Annotated in this window: 18 protein-coding genes; 10 read left to right on the forward strand and 8 right to left on the reverse strand. The window is 57.9% G+C overall.

Annotated elements, in window-relative coordinates:
* Positions 1-106: 106 nt before the first annotated feature.
* Positions 107-2,008 (reverse strand): NACHT domain-containing protein, encoded by a 1,902-nt coding sequence (locus tag AC1DX3_RS12480; protein ID WP_476989625.1) that lies wholly within the window; start codon positions 2,006-2,008, stop codon positions 107-109.
* A gap of 384 nt (positions 2,009-2,392) precedes the next feature.
* Entirely contained in the window at positions 2,393-2,704 is a 312-nt protein-coding gene (locus tag AC1DX3_RS12485; protein WP_476989626.1) for a hypothetical protein, read from the reverse strand.
* Positions 2,705-2,792: 88 nt separating this feature from the next.
* Here AC1DX3_RS12485 and AC1DX3_RS12490 point away from each other — a divergent pair, with 88 nt between their 5' ends.
* Positions 2,793-4,304: a hypothetical protein gene (locus tag AC1DX3_RS12490; protein ID WP_476989627.1), complete on the forward strand. Its 1,512-nt coding sequence runs from the start codon at positions 2,793-2,795 to the stop codon at positions 4,302-4,304.
* Between the two features lie 98 nt (positions 4,305-4,402).
* Here the strand turns inward: AC1DX3_RS12490 and AC1DX3_RS12495 are convergent, their stop codons facing one another.
* Together AC1DX3_RS12495 and AC1DX3_RS12500 are read right to left on the reverse strand one after the other, a co-directional pair.
* Positions 4,403-6,397, reverse strand: coding sequence for a tetratricopeptide repeat protein (locus tag AC1DX3_RS12495; protein WP_476989628.1), 1,995 nt, complete (start codon positions 6,395-6,397; stop codon positions 4,403-4,405).
* A gap of 142 nt (positions 6,398-6,539) precedes the next feature.
* Positions 6,540-7,058 (reverse strand): winged helix-turn-helix transcriptional regulator, encoded by a 519-nt coding sequence (locus tag AC1DX3_RS12500; RefSeq protein WP_476989629.1) that lies wholly within the window; start codon positions 7,056-7,058, stop codon positions 6,540-6,542.
* Between the two features lie 344 nt (positions 7,059-7,402).
* Between AC1DX3_RS12500 and AC1DX3_RS12505 the strand changes: the two genes are divergently transcribed.
* The 8 genes from AC1DX3_RS12505 (at position 7,403) to AC1DX3_RS12540 (ending at position 16,420) form a co-directional block, all read left to right on the forward strand.
* A complete protein-coding gene (locus AC1DX3_RS12505) occupies positions 7,403-7,957 on the forward strand; it encodes a dihydrofolate reductase family protein (RefSeq protein WP_476989630.1) in 555 nt (184 codons plus the stop codon).
* A 104-nt stretch (positions 7,958-8,061) separates the two neighbouring features.
* Entirely contained in the window at positions 8,062-8,709 is a 648-nt protein-coding gene (locus AC1DX3_RS12510) for a glutathione S-transferase family protein (protein ID WP_476989631.1), read from the forward strand.
* A 360-nt stretch (positions 8,710-9,069) separates the two neighbouring features.
* Positions 9,070-9,498, forward strand: a complete 429-nt coding sequence (locus AC1DX3_RS12515) for an RrF2 family transcriptional regulator (protein ID WP_476989632.1) — start codon at positions 9,070-9,072, stop codon at positions 9,496-9,498.
* Between the two features lie 41 nt (positions 9,499-9,539).
* Entirely contained in the window at positions 9,540-9,764 is a 225-nt protein-coding gene (locus AC1DX3_RS12520) for a YezD family protein (protein WP_476989633.1), read from the forward strand.
* A 70-nt stretch (positions 9,765-9,834) separates the two neighbouring features.
* On the forward strand, positions 9,835-11,235 hold the full coding sequence (locus AC1DX3_RS12525; RefSeq protein WP_476989634.1) for an OprO/OprP family phosphate-selective porin: 1,401 nt from the start codon (positions 9,835-9,837) through the stop codon (positions 11,233-11,235).
* Positions 11,236-11,401: 166 nt separating this feature from the next.
* A complete protein-coding gene (locus tag AC1DX3_RS12530) occupies positions 11,402-12,427 on the forward strand; it encodes a sulfate ABC transporter substrate-binding protein (protein ID WP_476989635.1) in 1,026 nt (341 codons plus the stop codon).
* A gap of 251 nt (positions 12,428-12,678) precedes the next feature.
* Positions 12,679-14,091: a glycoside hydrolase family 125 protein gene (locus AC1DX3_RS12535; RefSeq protein ID WP_476989636.1), complete on the forward strand. Its 1,413-nt coding sequence runs from the start codon at positions 12,679-12,681 to the stop codon at positions 14,089-14,091.
* A gap of 19 nt (positions 14,092-14,110) precedes the next feature.
* Positions 14,111-16,420, forward strand: a complete 2,310-nt coding sequence (locus AC1DX3_RS12540) for a GH92 family glycosyl hydrolase (RefSeq protein WP_476989637.1) — start codon at positions 14,111-14,113, stop codon at positions 16,418-16,420.
* Between the two features lie 180 nt (positions 16,421-16,600).
* Here AC1DX3_RS12540 and AC1DX3_RS12545 read toward each other — a convergent pair whose 3' ends face one another.
* Complete coding sequence (locus tag AC1DX3_RS12545) at positions 16,601-17,107, reverse strand: nuclear transport factor 2 family protein (RefSeq protein ID WP_476989638.1); 507 nt, start codon at positions 17,105-17,107, stop codon at positions 16,601-16,603.
* Between the two features lie 731 nt (positions 17,108-17,838).
* On the opposite strand from AC1DX3_RS12545, the gene AC1DX3_RS12550 reads away from it, so the two are divergent.
* Complete coding sequence (locus tag AC1DX3_RS12550) at positions 17,839-18,402, forward strand: hypothetical protein (protein ID WP_476989639.1); 564 nt, start codon at positions 17,839-17,841, stop codon at positions 18,400-18,402.
* Between the two features lie 26 nt (positions 18,403-18,428).
* On the opposite strand, the gene AC1DX3_RS12555 is transcribed toward AC1DX3_RS12550, so the two are convergent.
* From AC1DX3_RS12555 to AC1DX3_RS12565, 3 genes are all read right to left on the reverse strand, one after another.
* Entirely contained in the window at positions 18,429-18,647 is a 219-nt protein-coding gene (locus AC1DX3_RS12555; protein WP_476989640.1) for a hypothetical protein, read from the reverse strand.
* Positions 18,648-19,184: 537 nt separating this feature from the next.
* A complete protein-coding gene (prfH, locus tag AC1DX3_RS12560) occupies positions 19,185-19,811 on the reverse strand; it encodes a peptide chain release factor H (RefSeq protein WP_476989641.1) in 627 nt (208 codons plus the stop codon).
* Positions 19,804-20,916 carry an RNA ligase RtcB family protein gene (locus AC1DX3_RS12565; RefSeq protein WP_476989642.1) on the reverse strand — a complete coding sequence of 371 codons (1,113 nt, stop codon included), beginning with the start codon at positions 20,914-20,916 and terminating at the stop codon, positions 19,804-19,806. Before AC1DX3_RS12565 ends, prfH begins: the two co-directional genes overlap by 8 nt.
* Positions 20,917-20,944 lie beyond the last annotated feature (28 nt).

Below are 20,944 nucleotides of genomic sequence, written 5' to 3' on the forward strand. Positions count from 1 at the left end.
TAGTTCCGCCAAGCACACATATTAGACAAAAAAAATATTAGTAATTGAAGCCTCAGAACATTGCCCACCGTATAAAAACTATGGTTTTTCGTGAAAGTTAACTATTTTACAACCCTAAAATAGCATCTAGGGATTTTTCACGTTTATTGTTTTTGTCTATTTCTCTAGCGCACCATTTTCTGAGTTTTTCCATTTCATCACTCATTCTTTTTTCTATTATGGCTAAATCCTCCTGCTTTCTCTGCAGAGCCAGTATCATGCTTTCCTCCACTGCGTGTTCATCTAATTTGTCGTCTTCATCTTCTTTGGCTCCCGTTACATCGACTAATACTTCGTCTGGATCAAATTTTAAAACGCAGCGAAAACCACAATTACTTTTAACCGTTTTCACTACTTCATCAAAAAGAGAAAATATGTCATTGTGAAACATCACCGTACCAGAGTAGCTCAATCGATCGTTTTTATACCCCATTAACCTGCTAACATTATTCAAGAACTCTTCCACAGGTTCGTTGATTGAAAAACCCATAGAGCCTAATGATTGATACGATCCGGCCAAGCGGCTACTGGTTCGCAAATTATATTTAACATCCATGTGATTTAGTAAATAAAATTTGTCGCCGGAAGATAATTTGAAAATATTGTCATCTGTTAATTGCTGATATAATGGCCTCACATAACTTTCTATAACAATGCTTTTATTCATTTCGAAGCACATAATCAAAACGTTGTCATTATACCTCTTTCTAATAGCAGAAAATATTTCGGCAAATTTCGATGGATTTATTCTTATCATCGCATATGAACAAAAATACTCTTGGAATGACCTATGTATAAAAACGTACTTTAGACCATCCTGTCTCAATAGATTTACAGTCTGTTCATAATCCACCAAAACAAGTTCCGCATCTTTATTTATACCACAAATTTTGTTACTCTTGGTTATGAAATCGATTACCTCAGATTTGGTAAATTCGAACTTCTCTTGATGATAACTTAAGAGGCAGAACATGCCAAAAGAGCGCTGAAACTCGTCAATATCCAACGTCTTCTCTCTATTGAAAGCTTTTGTGGCATCATGCCACTGAAATAACGTAGTGAAAGCTTGATCATAAAAAATATTCATCCGCCGAGGAATGTCCATATTTTCCTTGAACGTCATTAGCATCATTATTGCCAATAAAGGATTAGATAAAAAACTTTTATTTTGTTCATAAAAATCTTTATCTAGTTGCTTTTGAAATAATCTTTTTGCAGATTGGTCAAATGGAACTAATTCTATCAGTTTTTTAACCTTGACTAGGGTAAATGGCTGAGATTCGTACAAGTCAAAATTCTGCCAGCCTGCAAATCTGCTCTCATAGCGACTAGAAACAACGAAGCGGCAATTTCTATAGTCGCTGCTTAACTGCAGAATTTGACGCTGAACAAAGTCTCTTTGAGACTGAACAATTTCGTCAAACCCGTCCAATATAAAACAAAATCTTCCTGATTCACAAAAATAAGAAAACAAACTATCGTCAAGCTCCTTTTTCCTAGATATAGACAGCCTAATAAAAGACTTCAAATCAGTACTTGTAAGATCATTTAATTTCCTCAGTTCTATAAATATAGGTGTAAATTCCTCACCTTCCTTGAATAAACTTAACCACAAATGCCTCATAAAGAAAGTTTTTCCGGCACCGCCGTTTCCATTTATAACTAAATTTCTACCTTCTCTAATACTATAAATTAATTCATCATCGTTAAATGACTTATTTTCACACATAAATGAAGAATTCACGTAAACAGAATATAGTTCAACATCTCTGTCTTTTTGTGATAGCAGTCTCACAAACGCATTCTTTTGGTACGCATCTTTCATAAATGGCGAAAAGTCTTCAAATATTTTTGACCATGAATTTTTGGCAGCTGTGGTGGCTTTGAGGCTGACACTATTGAATGCCCTGCTTATGAGGTTCGAGAGCGCTGTTGCGGCCACTTCATTTGGATCAAGTAATTCGTTCACATCGCGCTCCAACAGCAGTGTTAGGTTGTCTCAAAATGCAACTTGGCTTAAATCGCCCAGCAAATCAACAGCTGTAAGTTGCTGCCCCTCCTTAATGCAAGCGATAGACCAAAAGATGGACGTCTAATAAGCGCGTTGAAAACCGAGCATAAATGCGGGATCGAGGGCACTGAGATCAAAGTCGCTTATTAATTTGCGTAAGAACTCCGTGTGCAAATAAATTGATCCCGTCCCAACTTTTTCTCGATGGGCGCTCGATCCAAAGCCCAACCTGCACCATTGCCTAAGTCCCTTCAGCTTACCGAAATCAGGTATAATTTCTAAGAGCGAGTTTGTGGCAAACTGATACTGTCTAGATGGCGTCGTCGCTGCCCACATAGGCAATCAAGAGATACTATCAGCATTGTCGCAGGAGGCGAACATCAAGGTGCTAGCACCCGAGCGAGTCGCCGCCATGGCGGCATCGTAGGCCGACTGCATTTTGCCGAGGACCGGTTCTTCGGGTTGGGGGGCGCCGAGGTGGAGATGGCGGAGCTCGGCCATGAAGTCGGACCAGAGCTCAGGGCCGCCGTCTTCGAGGATTTGGGCTCGGATGGAGAGCTCGGTTGATGGGAGGGTGTGACGCACGCCCCAACTGCCCATGACGACCATCAGGGGGACAAGGTCGATCGCCTTGTCTAATATGTCAGAGCGCATTGCCTTTGAATTTGAAATTCACCATGCGATTCCTTAACCGGCCGTTTTCTACCTTGATGCGATTGTGCGTGGCGGGTGGGAGCGGAAGATGCACAACGACAAATCCTGGAAAGGCATTAAGCTACCATCGAGGCGGTTGTTGTTGTTTGCCGGTACCGCCGGCCTCGCCGTATGCCTGCTTTGGTCGTTCCGCAGTGACATCACGTCCTATCTGGTCCTGGCCACACGGCCTGCCCCGCCTCTCGCGGGCGAGCCCGTCCTGACAACCGGCGACATCTACATGACCACGAAGGCCGTCGACTATGTCGCCGACATGGAGGTGAATCAGAACGGCGGGGGGCCGGTCCAGCACGTTACCGTCTATCGTTCCGGCAACAGGCAGCGGCAAGAAAGCGACGGTCAGAGCCCGACCTCGTCCCTGGCCGATCTCGATGCCGGTTATTGGTGGAAGGTCACCCGCGACGCCTCGGGAAAGCCGGTCGGCCTCAATATGGAAGCGATCACGGTTGTTTACGGCCGGCAGCGGGTCGACAGCGGCCGCTTCGACCGCTGGCACGGCGAATGGTGCGCCATCAAGGTGTTTACCAATGAGATGCCGGTCCTCAAAGGTTTCCGCGAAGCCGAATGCATCACGGGCGACGGCATATTGTTATGGCATGGCGCATTGACGGCCGATGGCAAGCCTCAGCGCACGACGCGCGTGACGCGGCTTGTGCGCCGGCGCGTCACGCCGTCCGAGGTCAGCCTGGGGGGCGGCGCGCTCGATCTGGCATCCTATGGCGATTGGTCGGGCCGCGGCACCGGCGCCAACTATGCCGTTATGCTGAAAGACGATAACCCGGGGGCCTATAATGCCTTTATCGAAAACCGGCGTTTCGGCGATCTGAGCCTGGAGCATAGCCCCTACGGGCGACGCTATAGCAATGGCAGCCATGTCAATGGCAGCCATGTCATAGTGGTGGGCGTCGCTGCCAATGGCCGCGTCGCCGGTCTGAGGGTGACGGAAATGACGCCGGAAGGATCCCCTCCCCCAGGCAAATTGGTCGGCATTGCGACCATTGCCGGCGAAAAGTGCCGGATATACGGACACCCGCGCAGCGACCCCAGCAATGTGGAGTCCTTCCCGTGGAGCGAATGCGTGACCCGCGACGGCATCGTCCTTCGCAAATCGGGACTGGTGCTGACCACCTTCGCGACGTTTTCGGCCGTGGATTTCCATCGCGGCATGATGACGGCTGCCGATGTGGCGCCGCCGCCAGAGCTTCTAACGGGCAGGTGGCAAGATATGCAGGCGCGTACGGGATCTTCACGGCCGAGCTACATATCGGCAAGGTGGGCGCTCATGCCATCCGTTGAAGACGCGGCTCGGCTTTATCCACGGCGGGCCATCGATGACGAGGTTGAAGGATCGGTGACTGTCGAATGCGTCGCGACGAAGTCGGGCATCCCGAACAGATGCACGACTATACAAGAGGTGCCACGCGGATATGGCTTTGGCGACGCGACCGTCAAATTATTCCAGACCGGAGCACGGCTGGAGACGGGTACATATCGGCCTGGCGACAAGGTCCGCGTCACTTGGAAATGGACGCTTCCTTAAAGCGCGATGGCGGCTTCATAGGCTGCCTGCATTTTGGCGAGAACCGGCTGGGCGCGCCCGCCGATGGCCTGGCTCGGCATAGCACATGGCGCTTGGTATTATTCCCATCTGTAGCGCTTGCGCGATTCCAGCATGTGGTCGACCCACTGCGAACTTTCCTCGTAGAGGCGGTCGAGTTCGGCGATCTCATCGGGTCTGACATAACTGGCGAGGTCCGATCCCTTCAGGTCCAGGATCAACGTCATGGTGTCGCGATAATTGCTGACGGCCGCATCGATAAGTCGCACGACCTCCTTGCGTTCGCTGTCCGGGTTGCTGGTGCCGCGCTCCAACTGCTGTTCCACATAACGGACATGATCGTTCTTGGCCCAGTCGGCGCCGGTATAGCTTTCCTGTATCGCCTGCAATTTGACGATCGCCGCCTTGCGGCCGGCCTCCGCGGCATTTTTGCCTCGCAAGGTCGCAGCTTCGGCCAGCATTACGGGGGTGGCGCGCTTGGCCAGGTAGGCATTGCCTTGCGCCCCGGGCTCATCGTCGACCAGGAAGTCACGGTGCCGGGCATTGGCCTCGGACGTATTGCCTTCCAAGTCCAGCATCCGGATGATGTCAGCGCGCACGCCGTCGTTGTCTGGCGCGAGCGCATAGATATTTTCAAGTTCGCCGCGCGCCGCCGCCCAATTCTTTTGCTGGTAATAGAGCTTGGCGCGCATGGTCAGCGCGGCCGTGTTCTTCGGTTGGAAACGCACGACGAAATCGAAATCCGCGATGGCCTTGTCCGGTGCTCCGAGGGCCACCAGAACGATACCGCGCATGAGATAAAAGCGCATGTCGGCGGGCGAAATCGCGATCGCGGCATTCAATTCGGCCAGGGCCTCTACATTCAGCCCGGCCCGGTGATACAGGACGCCGCGGGCATTGTGGATCGTGGCGCGGTCAATACTGAGCGGGCCCGAGGTGACGTCCGCCTTCGTCAGGGCGGCCCACGCCATCGCATTGAGCCGGTCGTCGCCAAGATTGACCAGGGCGCGCGCCATGTAGAGATTAGCCTCCCAGTTGTCGGGCTCAAGCCGCAGGGCCTGGCTCGCCAGATAGGCGACCCAGGCGACATTGCGGTTCGATACCGTCATGTCCAACTTGCTTGCCTCTGTAATCAGCTGAGTGGCCGTGCGCGGTTTCAAGTCCGCGGTGTCGCGGGCATTGGTCTGACCGCCGTCGCGGATATTGTCGAGCAACTTGCGGTGAGCGTGGGCGTGAGCGCTTAGATTGGGGTCGGCCTCCTCGATCTTCAGGCGCAAGTCCAGGGCGGGGATATAGCCGGGGTCGCAGACCAGGGCGGCGTGGACGTCGCGATAAGCTTCATAGGCCTTGCCGCCGGCGAAGAATTTGGTGGCTGAGGCGGTCTTTGTGGCGGCCGAGCCCTTACAGCCGCCGAACACCTTGTCTTCGACCATGCGCGCGCCAAAGGTCCCGGCGATCGATGCGTCGCGGCTGATGGCCGCCTTGAAATTGCTGATGGCCTGCTCGTTGTTGCCAGCGAACGCGTTACATTCGCCGAGCTTGGCATACTCATCGGCGCCGAACGCGTAAGGGTGGTCGATCCGGCGGCTGCGGTCGAAATAAAAGATGCACGCTGCCCAATCGCCGGCGAAGTAGGCGTTCAGGCCGGCCTTGTTCTGCGTCGAATAGGCGGTCGGATAGGCGTCCGAAGCGATGCGGTGATAAGGCAGGGCCAGGGTATGGAAGCCTGCGTTGGTGAGCTTTTCCGCCATGGCCCAGGCCGCCATGCCATTCTTTGGATCGATGGACAGTATGCCGACCAGGAAGCTGTAGTCGCTGGCCGGGCCGGCATATGCCGACAGCGCGGTGACATAGCTGGGATTATCCGGATTAAGGGCGGTGACGATCATCAGGGTCGCCTCCGGGTCACTGACCTTTTTGGCGTTGAAAGCCGCGACCTTGTCTTCGATATAGGCGTTGCGGCCGGGGATGATCTTGTCGGCGCCGTAGAGATCGGGAGCGGTGACGGCCATGACGGTGACAGGCACCATGACAGCCGCGAGCGCCAACAGGCACGCTGCGAAAAGATTGCGCATCAATGGTGTCCCCTGGAAAACAGCGTTCAATGTATGCGCCTGGCCTTAGGTCAGCAAGCGCGGTTCCGTTACAAATGCTGTAGGGATGGACGTCATGGCGCTTCTTCGCTTTGTCGAGGATTACGATCCTGCCAAGCGGGCATTACAATACAGGCAAGACGACATCGGGTGAGCGGGTTTTGGCTGCAAGGGCGGATTCGTAGGCTGCTTGCATTTTGGCGAGGACCGGCGCGTCGGGTTGGGGCGCGCCCAGGTGGAGATGGCGGAGCTCGGCCATGAATTCGGACCATAGTTGCGGGCCGCCGTCTTCGAGGATTTGGGCGCGGATCGAGAGCTCGGTCGATGGCAGGGTGTGGCGCAGGCCCCAGCTGCCCATGACGGCCATCAGGGGGACAAGGTCGATCGCCTTTATGGTGAGGCTGTAGACGGCTTTTTGTTTGTGGTCGGGGTCGCCGCTGCGGGAGAGAAGGCCGTGGGCGGTCAGGCGTTTCAGTCGGTCGGCCAGGATGTTGGAGGCGATGCCTTCGATGCTGTGGGTGAGGAGCGCGCGGAAGGTACGGTTGGGGCTGAACATGATGTCGCGCAGGACGATCAGGCTCCAGCGGTCGCCGAAGGTTTCCAGGGTGAGGTTGACCGGGCATCCTGAGCGGCGGCGGTTCATTGGGGGGCGTCCGTGACGGGTTAGAGGGGAATGACTTAGTGGTTAGAAACGTCGGTCAGAAGGCGTCTATCAGATTCACACAGCTCATTAGTTGTGGAGTCTGGATAGCAAGAAACCCCACCACCAACGCGCAAGAGCGCGTCGGTCCCCCTCCCCGGCAAGCGGGGAGGATCAAGAAAAACGCTCCTCGTTGCGATATGTGCATCTGTAGCTCCGGATGGCTGCGCGTAAGGTAGCATTGCCCATTGGGTTCGTTCGGCAGACCGGTTGCAAAATCGTGGTGGTTTTGGGCTGAGGCTGCTGATAGCACAGGGCGGGGCGGAGGGGAACAAAGAGGAAAGCGCATGGCCAGGTTGGTGTTCGGAATGATGCAGTCGCTGGATGGTTATATCGCCGGCCATGGCTCCGGGGATGAGGGCGTACCCGGGATGCCGGTGCCGAGCGAGGTGCTGCATCGTCATTTCAACGACCACGTGCGCGGCTTGGCCGGCTGCCTTTACGGGCGGCGGATCTATGAAATGATGCGTTATTGGGACGAGGATCGGCCGGGACAGGACGAGGTCGGGCGCGATTTCGCGGATGCCTGGCGGGGGCAGCCCAAATGGGTTGTGTCGCGGACTTTGAAGTCCGTTGGGCCGAATGCGACTTTGGTGGATGGGGATGTTGAGGGGTTTGTTCGCCGGTTGAAGGCTGAGCGGGAGGGCGAGATCGATGTGGCTGGGGCGGAATTGGCCGGGAGTTTGACCGAGATGGGGCTGATCGATGAGTATCGGTTGTATTTTCTGCCGGTGGTGTTGGGTGGGGGGAAGGCTTTCTTTCATGGGGCTCGGCCGGGGTTAAGGTTGGTGGGCAGTGAGCCGGTCGGGGAAGCGATGATGTTGCGGTATGTGCCGGCGTGAGGAGCGGCTTCAAGAAAGGACCCCTCACCCGGCCTTCGGCCACCCTCTCCCCTTGAAAGGGGCGAGGGGAAATTAGCATTGCTGGATTTGGAGAGGAGGTCGGAATGATCACGGTTTTTGGCGAAGGCAGGGGCTTTCGGGTGGTGTGGCTGCTGGAAGAGATGGGGCTGCCGTACAGGCTGAGGAGCGTCGATCTGCTGGCGGGCGTCGAGAACGATCCGGAGTTTCTGGCCATCAATCCGGCGGGCTTTATTCCGGCCTTGCAGGACGGCGACGTGATCATGGTCGAGTCGATCGCCATCATGCAATATCTGATGGCGCGTTACGGGCCGACGGCTTTGGCGCCTGGGGCGGGTGATGCGGCGTTTCCGTTATATCAGCAGTTCCTGCATTTGGGGGAAGCCGGGCTGGCTGGGTCGATGTATTTCGTGTCAGGGGCGCGGAATATCGCGCCTGAAAGCGAGCGGGATAATTGGAGCGCCCGTCAGGCTTTGGATGTGTTCGAGACGCGGTTGAGCCTGGTGCGCCGGCAATTGGCGCGGACGCCTTATCTGGCCGGGGAGGATTTCACCGCGGCCGATATTTCGGTGGGCTATGCGTTGCAGATGGCCAAGCGGAATGTCGGCTATGTGTTGGGGGATGTGGAAGAGAGCTATCTGGCTCGGATCAAGGATCGCGATGGTTACAGGCGGGCGTTGGAGACTTGTCAGGCCACCAAGGGATGGTGGGAATCTGGGCCGGCGGGTGGGTAAGACATCACGGTATGTCAGAGCGACATAAGGAAGCAGGAAGTAAGACACCCCACCACCAACGCGCAAGGGCGCGTCGGTCCCCCTCCCCGCGCAAACGCAGGGAGGCATAAGAAAAACGGCACTCCGTCACGATTTCGGCCATTGAACAGGAAGTTATCCGTGTGCCGCGCAGCGGCATCCGTGCCTTATCCGTGGCCAAAACCTTCCTTGAGCCCGATCCACAAACAAATTATGGCCCAATCATGCCGAATAGCTATACAATCGGTTTAGATTAAATACCATTGACCTAGTGGTGTATAAAACATATTAAATCGGTGTAGTTTACAGACACCGCTTCGGGAAAGGCAACACATGCTATCCATGAAAGCCAAATATGCGTTGAAGGCGCTTATACATATGGCTCAGAGCGAGTCACCCACGCTACCCAGCAAGGCGATCGCAGAGGCCCAGGAAATTCCGCAGAAGTTCTTGGATAACATCCTGCAGGAGCTCCGCCAGAACGGAATCGTCGATTCCAAGCGCGGCATTTTCGGCGGTTACTTTCTTGCCAAGCCGGCCAGCGAGATCCGTCTGGGCGATATCATCCGCATTATCGACGGGCCTTTGGCGCCGATCCGCTGCGCGTCGCTGACTGCCTATCAAAAGTGCGACGATTGCCGCGACGAAGCGGCGTGTCAGTTGCGCAAGCTGATGCTGGAGGTGCGTAACGCCCTCTCCGCCGTGCTCGACGGCCGATGTTTGCAGGATCTCGTTCTGCAACCTGCCGAGCTGAGATCCTTAACAGCGTAACCGACCACCAAAATTCAACTCCAAATCAAGACGAGGTTCACATGAGTGTATCGTCCGACGCATCCCTGCGCCCAAATTCCACCCCCGTTTTTACCCATCACGACACGTTGAGCGAGGTCGAACGCCATGTTCTGGCGGCCTTGCGCAATATCCGCTTCGGCACGCTGGAAATCGTCGTTCACGACTCCCGCATCGTCCAGATCGAGCGCGCTGAAAAGACGCGCTTCGATGTGAGGGGCAAGCCCCTCAGTGAGAGTATTTCCTAAAACCAAAAAAGGGCGGCCGGCAAACCGGCTGCCGTGCACCAACACATCTCAGACACAAAGGAACATATCCGTGCGAACCTCCAAAACCATCATCAGCCTGGCTGCCTTGGCCGCCGCGCTCACCTTCGCGCCCGCCGCCTTCGCCCAAGATCCGGGCGCGGCGCCGGCGCCGTTCACCCATGCCGACGGCACGCCTTTCACCACCGATGAAAAGATCGAATTCCTGCAACAGGAACTCGATACGCTGAAGCGCCAGCACGATCTCGATACCGAGCTGGCCACCAATGCCGCGGCCAAGACGCCCGTCGCCACCCTCGACAAGAAGGGCCTCACCTTCACCTCGGCCGACGGCAAGTACCAGTTCGGCATCAATGCCCAGGTCAATGTCGACGCCCACAGCTTCGGCAATGACGGCGGCGCCTTGCGCGATGAAGTCGTCGACCGCCTGATCCGCCCGACCTTCTCGGGCCGTGCCGGCAATGCTTCGTTCAAGGTGACGCCGGAACTGGGTGGGTCGTCGTCGGCGTCGAACTCGATCGTCGACGCCTATGTCGAATACAAGTTCAGCGACGCCATTCAGTTGCGCGCCGGTAAGTTCAAGTCGCCGCTGGGCCTGGAACGCCTGCAGGCCGATGCCGACGTCATCTGGACCGAGCGCGGGTTGTCGACCAACCTGGTCCCCAACCGCGACGTCGGTTACCAGGTGTTCGGGACCCTGGTTCCCAACGTGTTGGAGTACCAGGTCGGGCTGTTCAACGGTTCGCAAGACGGCGTCAATCTGAACAACGATTTGGATAACCACAAGGATATTGCCTATCGCATCTTCGCCACGCCGTTCGCCAATTCGGACATCGTCTGGCTGCAGGGCTTCGGCATCGGTTATGCCGGTTCCGACGGCAAGCATGTCGGCAGCCTGACCGCCACGCAATTGCCGAGCTACAAGTCGATCGGCCAGCAGACCTTCTTTAGCTATGCCACCGGCGCGTTTTCGAGCGGCAAGGAAACCCGTTCCAACCCGCAGGCCTGGTTCTATCTCAACAATTTCGGTCTGTTGGCCGACTATGTCGAGGTCAAGCAGGACGTCAAGCTGGGCACCACTACGGCGCGTCTGACCAATACCGGGTTGGATGTTTCGGGTTCGTGGATCATCACAGGCGAGAACGCCTCGTTCAAGGGCGGGGTCAAGCCGACGCACGATTTCAGCCTGAAGGACGGGGGTTGGGGTGCGTTCGAGTTGACGGCGCGTTACGGTTATAACGACATCGACAACGCGGCCTTTACCGGTGGTTTCGCTTCGGCGGCGACGGCGGCCAGCAAGGCGACTTCGACCGGCGTCGGCGTGGCCTGGTATCTTAGCGAAAACCTCAAGCTGATCGCCGATTGGGATCAGACGAAGTATCAGGGCGGCGCCGTTACCGGCAACCGCAAGACCGAGGACTTCGCCTCCGGCCGCGTGCAGTTCCGCTACTGATTCAGCTCAATCGCCGCATGGCTCCTCGCATCAGCTCGGGCGGCCGGTCGGCCTTGCCAGGCTGCCTACGGGCAGCCTGGAATGTTCCAGCCCTTATAGCATTTTTATCTGAAACGACGCATGATGGCCCGCAGTGCCCGGCGTCTCCTCGACAAGGAACCACGACATGAACCTCAACCGCAGACACTTTTTGGGCTCGTCCCTGTTGGCCGGCGCCGCCGTAGCCGGCACGGGCCTGGCCTTCGCCGGTGGCGCGTCCGCCAAGACGCGCACCCTGCTCAACGTCTCCTACGATCCGACACGCGAGCTCTACGCCGCCTATAATGTCGCCTTCGCCAAACATTGGAAGGCGACGACCGGCGAAGACATCACCATCAACCAATCGCACGGCGGCTCCGGCGCCCAGGCGCGCTCGGTCATCGACGGCGTCAATGCCGATGTCGTCACGCTGGCCCTGGCTGCCGACATCGACAATATCTCGGCCAAGTCGGGCCTGCTGCCGCCGACCTGGCAAGGCCGCTTCCCCAACTATTCGACGCCCTATACCTCGACCATCGTCTTCCTGGTCCGCAAGGGCAATCCGAAGAAGATCAAGGATTGGGACGATCTGATCCGCCTCGATGTCTCGGTCATTACGCCCAATCCGAAGACCTCGGGCGGGGCGCGCTGGAACTATCTGGCGGCCTATGCCTACGCCAAGAAGCGTTGGGGCACCGACGCCCTGGCCAAGGAATTCTTGAAGAACCTGTTCAACCGTGTGCCGGTGCTGGATACCGGCGCCCGCGGTTCGACGGTGACCTTCGTCGAACGCGGCGTCGGCGACGTGCTGATCGCCTGGGAAAACGAAGCCTATCTGGCCGTCAATGCCCTGGGCAAGGGCCAGTTCGATATCGTCGTGCCGCCGACCTCGATCCTGGCCGAACCGCCGGTCGCCGTGGTCGACAAGGTGGCTCTGAAAGATGGCAACCTGGCGGCCGCCAAGGAATATCTCAACTATCTCTATAGCGACGAAGGCCAGACGATTATCGGGCAGAATTACTACCGCCCGACCAATCCGGCGATCGCCGCCAAGTTCGCCGACAAGTTCCCGAAGATCAGCCTGGTCACTATTCGTGATTTCGGCGGTTGGAAGAAGGTTCAAGCGGAACAGTTCGACAATGGCGGTGTCTTCGATCAGATCACGAAGAAATAAGGCCGGTGCGCCGCCATTGTTTTTAAGTTGGGCTAACGCTTCGCTTTTTCAGCCCGTGGCGGCGTCTTCGATCAGATCACGAAGAAGTAGCAGGGGCACAGCCCCTGCACCCGAAACTTAAGTAAGCGTATTTTCCTCCCCAAAAGCCAACTCAGGCGGGCCCGTCAAACGGCCCGCTTTTTTTTGTTTTGGCGAGCCCGCTTTACGAAACGGCGGCCTTGCGACAGTATGAAGAAAAGCGGGAGGCGTGAATGATGGGACGACGGCAGGTTCTGGCGGGCATGATAGCTACCGCCGCCACGGCAGGCGCGGCGAAGGCACAAACCATCGTGCCGCAGCGCGTCGCTGCCGCTGGTCGAAAATTCTCAAGCCCGGCCATCGAAGCGGTTATCGCCAAGACCACCGAGGCGTTGAAGGACAAGGATCTGGCTGTCCTGTTCGCCAACTGCTTTCCCAATACGCTCGACACCACGGTCACGGTCGATACGGTCGACGGCAAGCCCGACGCCTTCGTCATTACCGGCGACATTGACGCCATGTGGCTCAGGGACTCCTCGGCCCAGGTGTGGCCCTACCTGCCCTTTGCCAAGGGTGACGCGGCGCTCACCAACCTGTTCCGCGGGCTGATCGGGCGCCAGGCGCGCTGCATCCTGATCGACCCGTATGCCAATGCCTTTATGCGCGACCCGGCGGCCAAGACCAATCTGGAATGGGCATTGGCCGATCTGACCGACATGGCGCCGGGCGTCGCCGAGCGCAAATGGGAGATCGACAGCCTGTGCTACACGGTGCGCCTGGCCCACGGTTATTGGCAGGCGACCGGCGATGTCACGCCGTTCGACGCCACCTGGCAGCAGGCCGCGCGGACGATCGTCAAGACCTTCCGCGAGCAGCAGCGCAAGAGCGGCGACGGGCCGTATCATTTCCAGCGCGAGGCCAGCAATCCGGTCGACACCCTGGCGCTCAACGGTTTCGGCGCGCCGACCAAGAAGGTCGGCCTGATCCATGCCGGCTTCCGGCCGTCGGACGATAGTTGCATGTTCCCGCTGCAGATCCCGGGCAACCATTTCGCCGTGGTCACCTTGCGCAAACTGGCCGCCATGGGCCAGGCCCTGGGCATGGGTTCGGGCTTCAGCATCGATTGTAACGGCTTTGCCGATGAACTCAGCAAGGCGCTGGCGATCTGGGGCAAGACGCGCCTGCCCAATGGCGATATCGTCTGGGCCTATGAGGTCGACGGCTATGGCAATACCTTGTTCATGGACGACGCCAATACGCCGGGCCTGCTCAGCCTGCCCTATCTCCATGCCTGCGAGCGCGAGGACAAGCTTTATCGCACGACGCGCGCGGCGGTGTTATCGGACGCCAATCCCTATTTCTTCAAGGGCAAGGCGGCCGAGGGCGTCGGCGGGCCGCATATCGGCAAGGACATGGTGTGGCCGATGTCGTTGATGATGCGCGCCCTGACGTCGGACAGCGATGCCGAGATTATGATGTGTTTGACGACGTTGAAAAATACGACCGCCGGCACGGGTTTCATGCACGAGGCCTTCCACAAGGACGATCCGGCGAACTTCACGCGGCCGTGGTTCGCCTGGGCCAATACCCTGTTCGGGGAACTGATTTTGGATGTGGTGCAGCGCAAGCCGCACCTCGTTATTTAGCTTTTATACGGGGGCGTATATGTTATCGAGACGTAGTCTTTTGGCGTCGGCAGCGGCGACCGGTATTGCCATGATCTTACCCCTTGGCGCGAAAGCCGACCCCGAGGGCCGCGCGGCGCCCACGRCCTTTATCGACCCGATGATTGGCACCGGCGGCCACGGCCACGTCTATCCCGGCGCCAGCGTGCCGTTCGGCATGGTGCAGTTGAGCCCCGACACCGACAATGCCCGCTGGGACGCCTGTTCCGGCTATTATTATGACGACGCCACGCTGTTGGGTTTTTCGCATACCCATTTGTCAGGCACGGGCGCCAGCGATATGATGGACCTGTTGGTCGTGCCGTCGGTGACAGTGTCGCCGCTATCGCCCGGGACTTTGGCGGCGCCGCAAAACAGCTACCGCACGCGCATGTCGCATGAGCATGAAACCGCCATGCCCGGCTATTATTCGATCCACCTGCCCGACAGCGGCATCCATGCCGAGCTGACGGCTTCGACGCGCGCCGGCATGCATCGCTATACCTTCCCGGCGGGGGCGGAGGCGCATCTGTTGCTCGATTGGTCGCACGGCATTCGCGATACCGATGTGACGCCGACGCGGGTGATCCATGCGCATCTCGAGCTGATCGGCAATGACACGATTGTCGGGTCGCGCCAGGTGCAGGAATGGGCCAATGGGCGGGTGATCCACTTTGCGCTGAAACTGTCGCAACCCTTTGTCTCGGCGACGATCTACGACAACGATCAACCGGTCCAGGGCCCCAAGGCCGACGGCGCGCAAATGAAGGTGGCGCTTGGCTTTGGTGCGTTGACGGGGCCGTTGCTGGTCAAGGTCGGGCTGTCGGCGGTCGATATTGCCGGCGCCATGAACAACCTGATGACCGACATGCCGGGTTTTGACTTTGACGGCATTCGCGCCCAGGCCCGCGCCGCCTGGGACCAGCAATTGTCGGGCATCCGCATCGAGACGGCCAATGAGGCCGACCGGCGGATCTTCTATGCCGCGCTGTATCATGCCCATCTGGCGCCAACGATTTTCAGCGATGCGGACGGCCGGTATCGCGGGATGGATACCGCCATCCATACCCTGCCGTCCGGGCGTTTGAACTACAGCACCTACAGCCTGTGGGACACCTATCGCGCCCTGCATCCGCTGATGACCCTTATCGCGCCGGACCGCGCGGCCGGCTTTGCGCAGAACCTGATCGACCAGGCGGCGGAAAGCCCGTCGGGTCCGTGCATCTGGCCGTTGCAGGGGATCGAGACCCATTGCATGATCGGCTGGCATTCGGCCGCGGTCATCGCCGAAGCCGTCAACAAGGGCCTGCCGGGGATCGATGTGCAAAAGGCGTGGGGCATCTATCGCCAGCTGGCTTTCGACCGGCCGCTGCCGGGTCTGCAAAGCTATCGCGCCATGGGCTATATCCCGTGCGACCAGGAGGACCAGTCGGTCAGCAAGACGCTGGAATATGCTTATGACGATTGGGCGATGGCGCATTTGGCACAGGCCGCCGGAGCCCAAAACGACGCGGTGGCGCTGCGGCTGCGGTCGGGCAATTACCGCAATGTCTTCGACGCCAAGAGCCAGTTCGCCCGGCCGCGGCTGCATGACGGCACCTGGGCCGAGCCGTTCGATCCGCGCAGCATGGGCCACGATTCCAAGCGCTGGTGGGACTATACCGAAAGCAATTCGTGGCAGGCGACCTTCCTCAATCAGCACGACCTCTATGGCTTTATCGCGCTGTTCGGCGGCGACGCGGCGTTCGAGGCCAAGCTGGATGCGCTGTTCACCGCCGACTCCGCCCTGCCCGACGATGCGCCGCCCGACATGGACGGCATGATCGGGCAATATGTCCACGGCAATGAGCCCAGCCACCATATCGCCTATCTTTATGCCTATGCGGGTGCGGCGTGGAAGACGCAGGCGCGGGTGCGTTCGGTGCTGAAAAACCAGTATCGCGACGGGCCGGACGGCATGTCCGGCAATGAGGACTGCGGCCAGATGAGCGCCTGGTATATCTTAAGCTCGCTTGGGCTATATCCCGTCGATCCGGTCAGCGGCGTCTATGTCTTCGGCTCGCCGATCTTCCCCAAGGCCGAGCTGGCCCTGCCCGGCGGCATGACCTTTACCGTGGTGGCGGAGAACACCGGCGACGACCGGCCCTATATCGAGCGGGTCACCTGGCGCGGCAAGCCGTACAGCAAGTCGTTTATCCGTCATGGCGATGTGATGGCCGGCGGTGAATTGCGGTTTGTGATGTCGGATCAGCCGAACAAGAGCTTCGGTGCGGCGAAGGGTGACCGGCCACCTTCGTTTCAGGGGTTGTAGGCGTCGCCTTATGCAGTAGTCATGGCGCTGCATAAGACCAGCCTGACCTTTGATTCTATTGCGTTTTCCAGGATTAATGCGGAGGCGGTAAAAAGGTAATAGGACACCTTGGATTTGGGAGCATAGGCGGAGGTCAATAATGACTCCGACCTCCTAATTTCCGGACCCGCATTCATATTTTTATTTGGGCTTGCGCTGCCAGCCGTTCAGGTGATCGTAGCTGATGACGCGGGTCAGGCGCCAGGTGTCACCCGTCTTCTGCCACAGCATGAAGAACTTGCCGATACCGTTCGTTTCGTCCTTGCATACCGGCGTCTCGACCTTGTTGCAGAAGGTGTGTTGTCCGAGCTCGATCGCGCCATAGGTTTCCAGCGGATAGACTTCGAGGGTGCTCTCAACGAGCTGGCGCTCGACCTTGTGGCAGATATTGTTTTGAATGGCCTCCATGAAGGCGGTTTTGCCGGTCATCAGGCCGGTTTTGTCGTGATAAAATTCGAGATTGTCGTCGACCAGGGCGCCGAGCGTTTTCAGGTCACAGGTATTGTAGGCAAGGAAAAACTGTTGATCGAGCGCCTTAACCTGGGTGTACAGGTCGCTGTCGTTCGGGGCTGCGTCGGCGCGGGCGGTCTGGGCCATGCCGGCAAGCGAAAGCGTCAGGCAGAGGGTAATGAGCGGCTTGAAGGACATGGGCGTCTCCTGTTTTACACCGTGATAACCGGGGACGACAGGTTTACGTAGTTACAAATCGGTCATTCAGAGATTATTACGCTTTGCAATGCCGCCCACCGCTTCTTCAGATGGCCAGCACTAACGAAACGCGCAGGTCTCAATTACGCCAGTCCTCGAAATCTACGCCCGAAATCTACGCCCGCGTCGCCACCTATTCCGGGCCGAAAGCTTGGATAATTAATGCAAATCATAACCTGTCACCGTAATTCCATTTCTTTATTCCCTTTTGCGCTATCGAGGTTTGTATTCAGGTGCGACACAGCCTATATTCAGCATAGCGAGAATCGCGTGCAACGCGGCCGCAAGGATGATGTCGTATCGCAAGCAGATGCCTATAGGACAGTACATCGAGGAAGGGGAAAGGTTTCGCTCTGACAATGTAGTGATTGACCGTGGCCTATGGTTCTACAAAATTGACGGCAAAGTTAGCAATATTCGCTCTGCCCCGCCTTCTCGCATTGGAAGAAAACAATGACTGATGACGAAGACCGTCCGCAATTTGTAACGACGAAAGGCTGTGTGATGCGACTTTAACCTGCAATAAAGTCGGGGAAGACCGAACGGGGTGGGACTTCCACGTCGAATGGCCTTCGTCGAATGTAGCCAATGTCCCCTACGATCTTCAGCCAGTGCCGTTGTCTTGCAATGTTCAGGTGAAGGCGCGTTGGGTCGACTCAGAATATATCACCGTGACGGTATCGTCTATCGGCCGCCTGGCACACGACCCGAAGCCTGCATTCGTATACGTGATGTCTTTTAATCCCCAAAAACAAGCTGTCGGTGGACGAATTATTCCGATACGGGGCCAATTTCTAGCCGATATACTCAGGCATGAGCGGCTTGCCTACATCGAGAAAAAGAAGCTAAACAAAAAGATCTTTAGATTCAAGCCGGATAATTGGGGTTATCCAGTTGGATTAGAAATTGAAAATTTTAAAGATTTTGTTGAGACCTTTATAGGCGCCGACGTAACGCAATTTATGGCGGACAAGAAATCCGAATATGATAATTTGGGTTATGAAAAAGGGCGGCTGGTTGTCCGCGGAAAATTCAAGCCCATTAGCCGAAACAGTCTCCGCTCTGCTTTCCTCAACAAGTCCGAGGTTCAGGTGGAAATAATCTCTGTCCTCGACAATCGGTTTCCGGCGATGGCGTCAGGGCCACCCCGACGAACCAGTTGCGGTGCATGCGCTGCCTGGCGAAGTGGGCGTGGCGTAGTTTTACGGCGCCGCGAAGGTTTCACGGCGCCGTAAAAGGTTCGACAGATGGGCGATCCAGGTTAGTGGGTTGCGTCGCTGACCTTGTCGGCGGCGTGATCGGCGGCCTGACCGACAGCGGCCGGAGCCTCGGCCACCTTGGCCGTGACGTTCGACGATGAGTTGTTGCTCATATACAGAAAGGCTGCGACGGCAAGCGCGGCGATGATGATGAAGGCGATGATGATGACGCCTGTATTGTTACCGGACGAACCGGTGGTGTCGACATTCGTGGTAGCCATGATGTGTCTCCTTGGACATCGGTTTTCTTTACAAACCGCGACCTGTGCGCGATCGAGGCGGAGTATGGCCGAAGCCGGATTCGATTGTGATTATGCACTGACCGCATTCTGTAAAATCTTGGTCATCGTCGCTTTTTACCGTTTATTGTCATCTTGCCGCCGTTGTCATTGTCGCATTGCTGCATAGACGTGTCTTGACGGCATGGCCCCATTCGCGAAGCGCATGTGAAGGAGGAGCCCGTACTATTGATTATTATGCCTCCCTGCGCTTGCGCGGTCAGGGGGACCGCACGACGAAAGCATAGTTTTCTAGATGCGGGGCTGGGGTGCCTTACTTGCCGTTAGACCGGTAACGGCCTTGGGATACCTAAGAAGGAAGGAAGACACCCCACCACCACGCCCTTCGGGCGCGGTCCGTCTCTGCGAACGCTGTACGTTCGCGACGCTCCGCCCCGCAAAGCGGTGAGGCATAAGAAAAACTCTACTCAGCCACGATGTGTGAATAAGATAGCGGCTTCGCAGGGCGGGTAGAGGACGCTATTTGATGGACTTGAGGTCAAAGCGTGGGCCCGTATAGGTCCGGACCGGGTTGCCGCGTTCCAGGCTTTGATGGGCTGACCAGTGCTCATGGCGGACATTGTCACCCGCCGAAGTGCGGCGCTCTTCGAGCATGATGGCGAGTTTCAAGGTCGCCAGTTTGCGATTGGCATGCTGGGAGCGCTGCTCCTGGGCCGTCGCGACCAGGCCGGTCGGGCGGTGGGTGGCCCGCACGGCGCTGTCCGTCTTGTTGACATGTTGGCCGCCCGGGCCGCTGGCGCGCATGGTCTGGAAGTCGATGTCTTCGTCGCGCAAATCGGGCACGCTTTCCGGCGACGGCGCCTCAGCCACACCGACGAACCAGTTGCGGCGCTTGTACTTCGGGCGAAACGGGCTTTCGCCGGTCCACAGGATGGTGCCGGTCCTCGCTTGAGCAAAGGCCGGCGCCATATCGCCTGCGACGCGCAGCAGAAGAGACGCCGGAAGCGCCTCGTCTGCGTCCAGGACTTCGCAGGTCACGCCAAGGGGTGCGCCCTCCTTCGCGAAGGCCTTGACCAGTTGCGCCACCACCCAGCGGCATTCTTCGGGACCCTTGCCCGAGGTCAGGTGCAGGATGATCTCAGTCATGGGCCCTCGTCTTGTAGCTGAGCAGGGGGCGAAGGCGCGCGATGACGCGGACGAGGCCCGCGGCTTCGAGGTCGGCGATGACGCCGGCGATGTCCTTATAGGCTTCCGGCGCTTCTTCGAAGATCAGGCGGCGGTCTTCGCAGATGACATGGCTGGACAGCTTTGTGCGCTGCATGTCAGCCACCTTATAGCGCCGGGACAGGCGGGCGTGGGCGTCGTTGCGGCTCCATTTGCGCCCGGCGCCGTGGGCCAGGGAGCTGAGCGCCGTTTCTGCTTGTTCCGGCACGGGTTCGACGAGATAGCTGAAATCGCCGCGCGATCCGGGGATGACGACAAGGCCGCGATCCGCTGGCGCAGCACCCTTGCGGTGCAGCCAGCCGGCGCGATGGCCGCAGGCGCAGTTGTGCACGATATCGAGGCAGCAACGGCCGGTCAGGCCTGTGGCGTTGAGGAACCGTTCGGCGATGATCTGGCGGTTGACGACGGCCCAAGCCACGGCCTGATCGTGGCGGAGCAGGTAGGCGCGGGCTTCCGGGCTGTCGGCGAGGAGGCCCGATTTGCCGGTTTGAGCTGTTTGGTCGGCCAGGATCGCCTGGCCCAGGCCGCGCGAGCCTGAGTGGACCATCATCCAGACGCGATCTTCGGCGAGGTTGAGGGCGGCGAAGCGATTTTCGTCGACGATCTCCTCGATGCGCTGAAACTCGATGAAGTGGTTGCCGCCGCCGATGGTTCCGAGGCCTGGGCTGGCGAGTTCGGGCGGCAGGCCGGCCGCGGCCAGGGCCGCATCGACGTCGCCGTCCCACGGGTCGTCGAGGCCGTGGAGCTTGCGTTCGACAGCGCCGACGCGGAATTTGCGCACCGGAAGGCTGGTTTCCCACAGGGCCATGCCGCAGCCGATATCGCTGCCGACCAGGTGGGGCCAGATGCGGTCGGGCGACCAGAAGGCTGCGCCGACGGCAATGCCGTTGCCGGCGTGGAGGTCGGGCAGGCCGACGACCTTGCCCATGCCTTCGAGGCGCGCCGTGGCGTTGAGTTGATCGAGCGCGACCGGATCGAAGCGCGACGGGTCGCGGCCGATCAGGGTGAGTTCACAAGGCGTGGTCATGCGCGGCCTCCTTTGGTGAGGAAGCCGG

This window comes from Asticcacaulis sp. P2_B1 (genome assembly GCF_056404915.1).

Excerpts from the sequence above, each read along its gene's own strand:
- AC1DX3_RS12535 (WP_476989636.1), top strand. The coding sequence starts at position 12,679 with ATGATGGGACGACGGCAGGTTCTGGCGGGCATGATAGCTACCGCCGCC.
- AC1DX3_RS12530 (WP_476989635.1), top strand. The coding sequence starts at position 11,402 with ATGAACCTCAACCGCAGACACTTTTTGGGCTCGTCCCTGTTGGCCGGC.
- AC1DX3_RS12500 (WP_476989629.1), bottom strand. The coding sequence starts at position 7,058 with ATGAACCGCCGCCGCTCAGGATGCCCGGTCAACCTCACCCTGGAAACC.
- prfH (WP_476989641.1), bottom strand. The coding sequence starts at position 19,811 with ATGACTGAGATCATCCTGCACCTGACCTCGGGCAAGGGTCCCGAAGAA.
- AC1DX3_RS12505 (WP_476989630.1), top strand. The coding sequence starts at position 7,403 with ATGGCCAGGTTGGTGTTCGGAATGATGCAGTCGCTGGATGGTTATATC.
- AC1DX3_RS12520 (WP_476989633.1), top strand. The coding sequence starts at position 9,540 with ATGAGTGTATCGTCCGACGCATCCCTGCGCCCAAATTCCACCCCCGTT.
- AC1DX3_RS12515 (WP_476989632.1), top strand. The coding sequence starts at position 9,070 with ATGAAAGCCAAATATGCGTTGAAGGCGCTTATACATATGGCTCAGAGC.
- AC1DX3_RS12495 (WP_476989628.1), bottom strand. The coding sequence starts at position 6,397 with ATGCGCAATCTTTTCGCAGCGTGCCTGTTGGCGCTCGCGGCTGTCATG.
- AC1DX3_RS12545 (WP_476989638.1), bottom strand. The coding sequence starts at position 17,107 with ATGTCCTTCAAGCCGCTCATTACCCTCTGCCTGACGCTTTCGCTTGCC.
- AC1DX3_RS12555 (WP_476989640.1), bottom strand. The coding sequence starts at position 18,647 with ATGGCTACCACGAATGTCGACACCACCGGTTCGTCCGGTAACAATACA.
- AC1DX3_RS12485 (WP_476989626.1), bottom strand. The coding sequence starts at position 2,704 with ATGCGCTCTGACATATTAGACAAGGCGATCGACCTTGTCCCCCTGATG.
- AC1DX3_RS12490 (WP_476989627.1), top strand. The coding sequence starts at position 2,793 with ATGCACAACGACAAATCCTGGAAAGGCATTAAGCTACCATCGAGGCGG.
- AC1DX3_RS12510 (WP_476989631.1), top strand. The coding sequence starts at position 8,062 with ATGATCACGGTTTTTGGCGAAGGCAGGGGCTTTCGGGTGGTGTGGCTG.
- AC1DX3_RS12565 (WP_476989642.1), bottom strand. The coding sequence starts at position 20,916 with ATGACCACGCCTTGTGAACTCACCCTGATCGGCCGCGACCCGTCGCGC.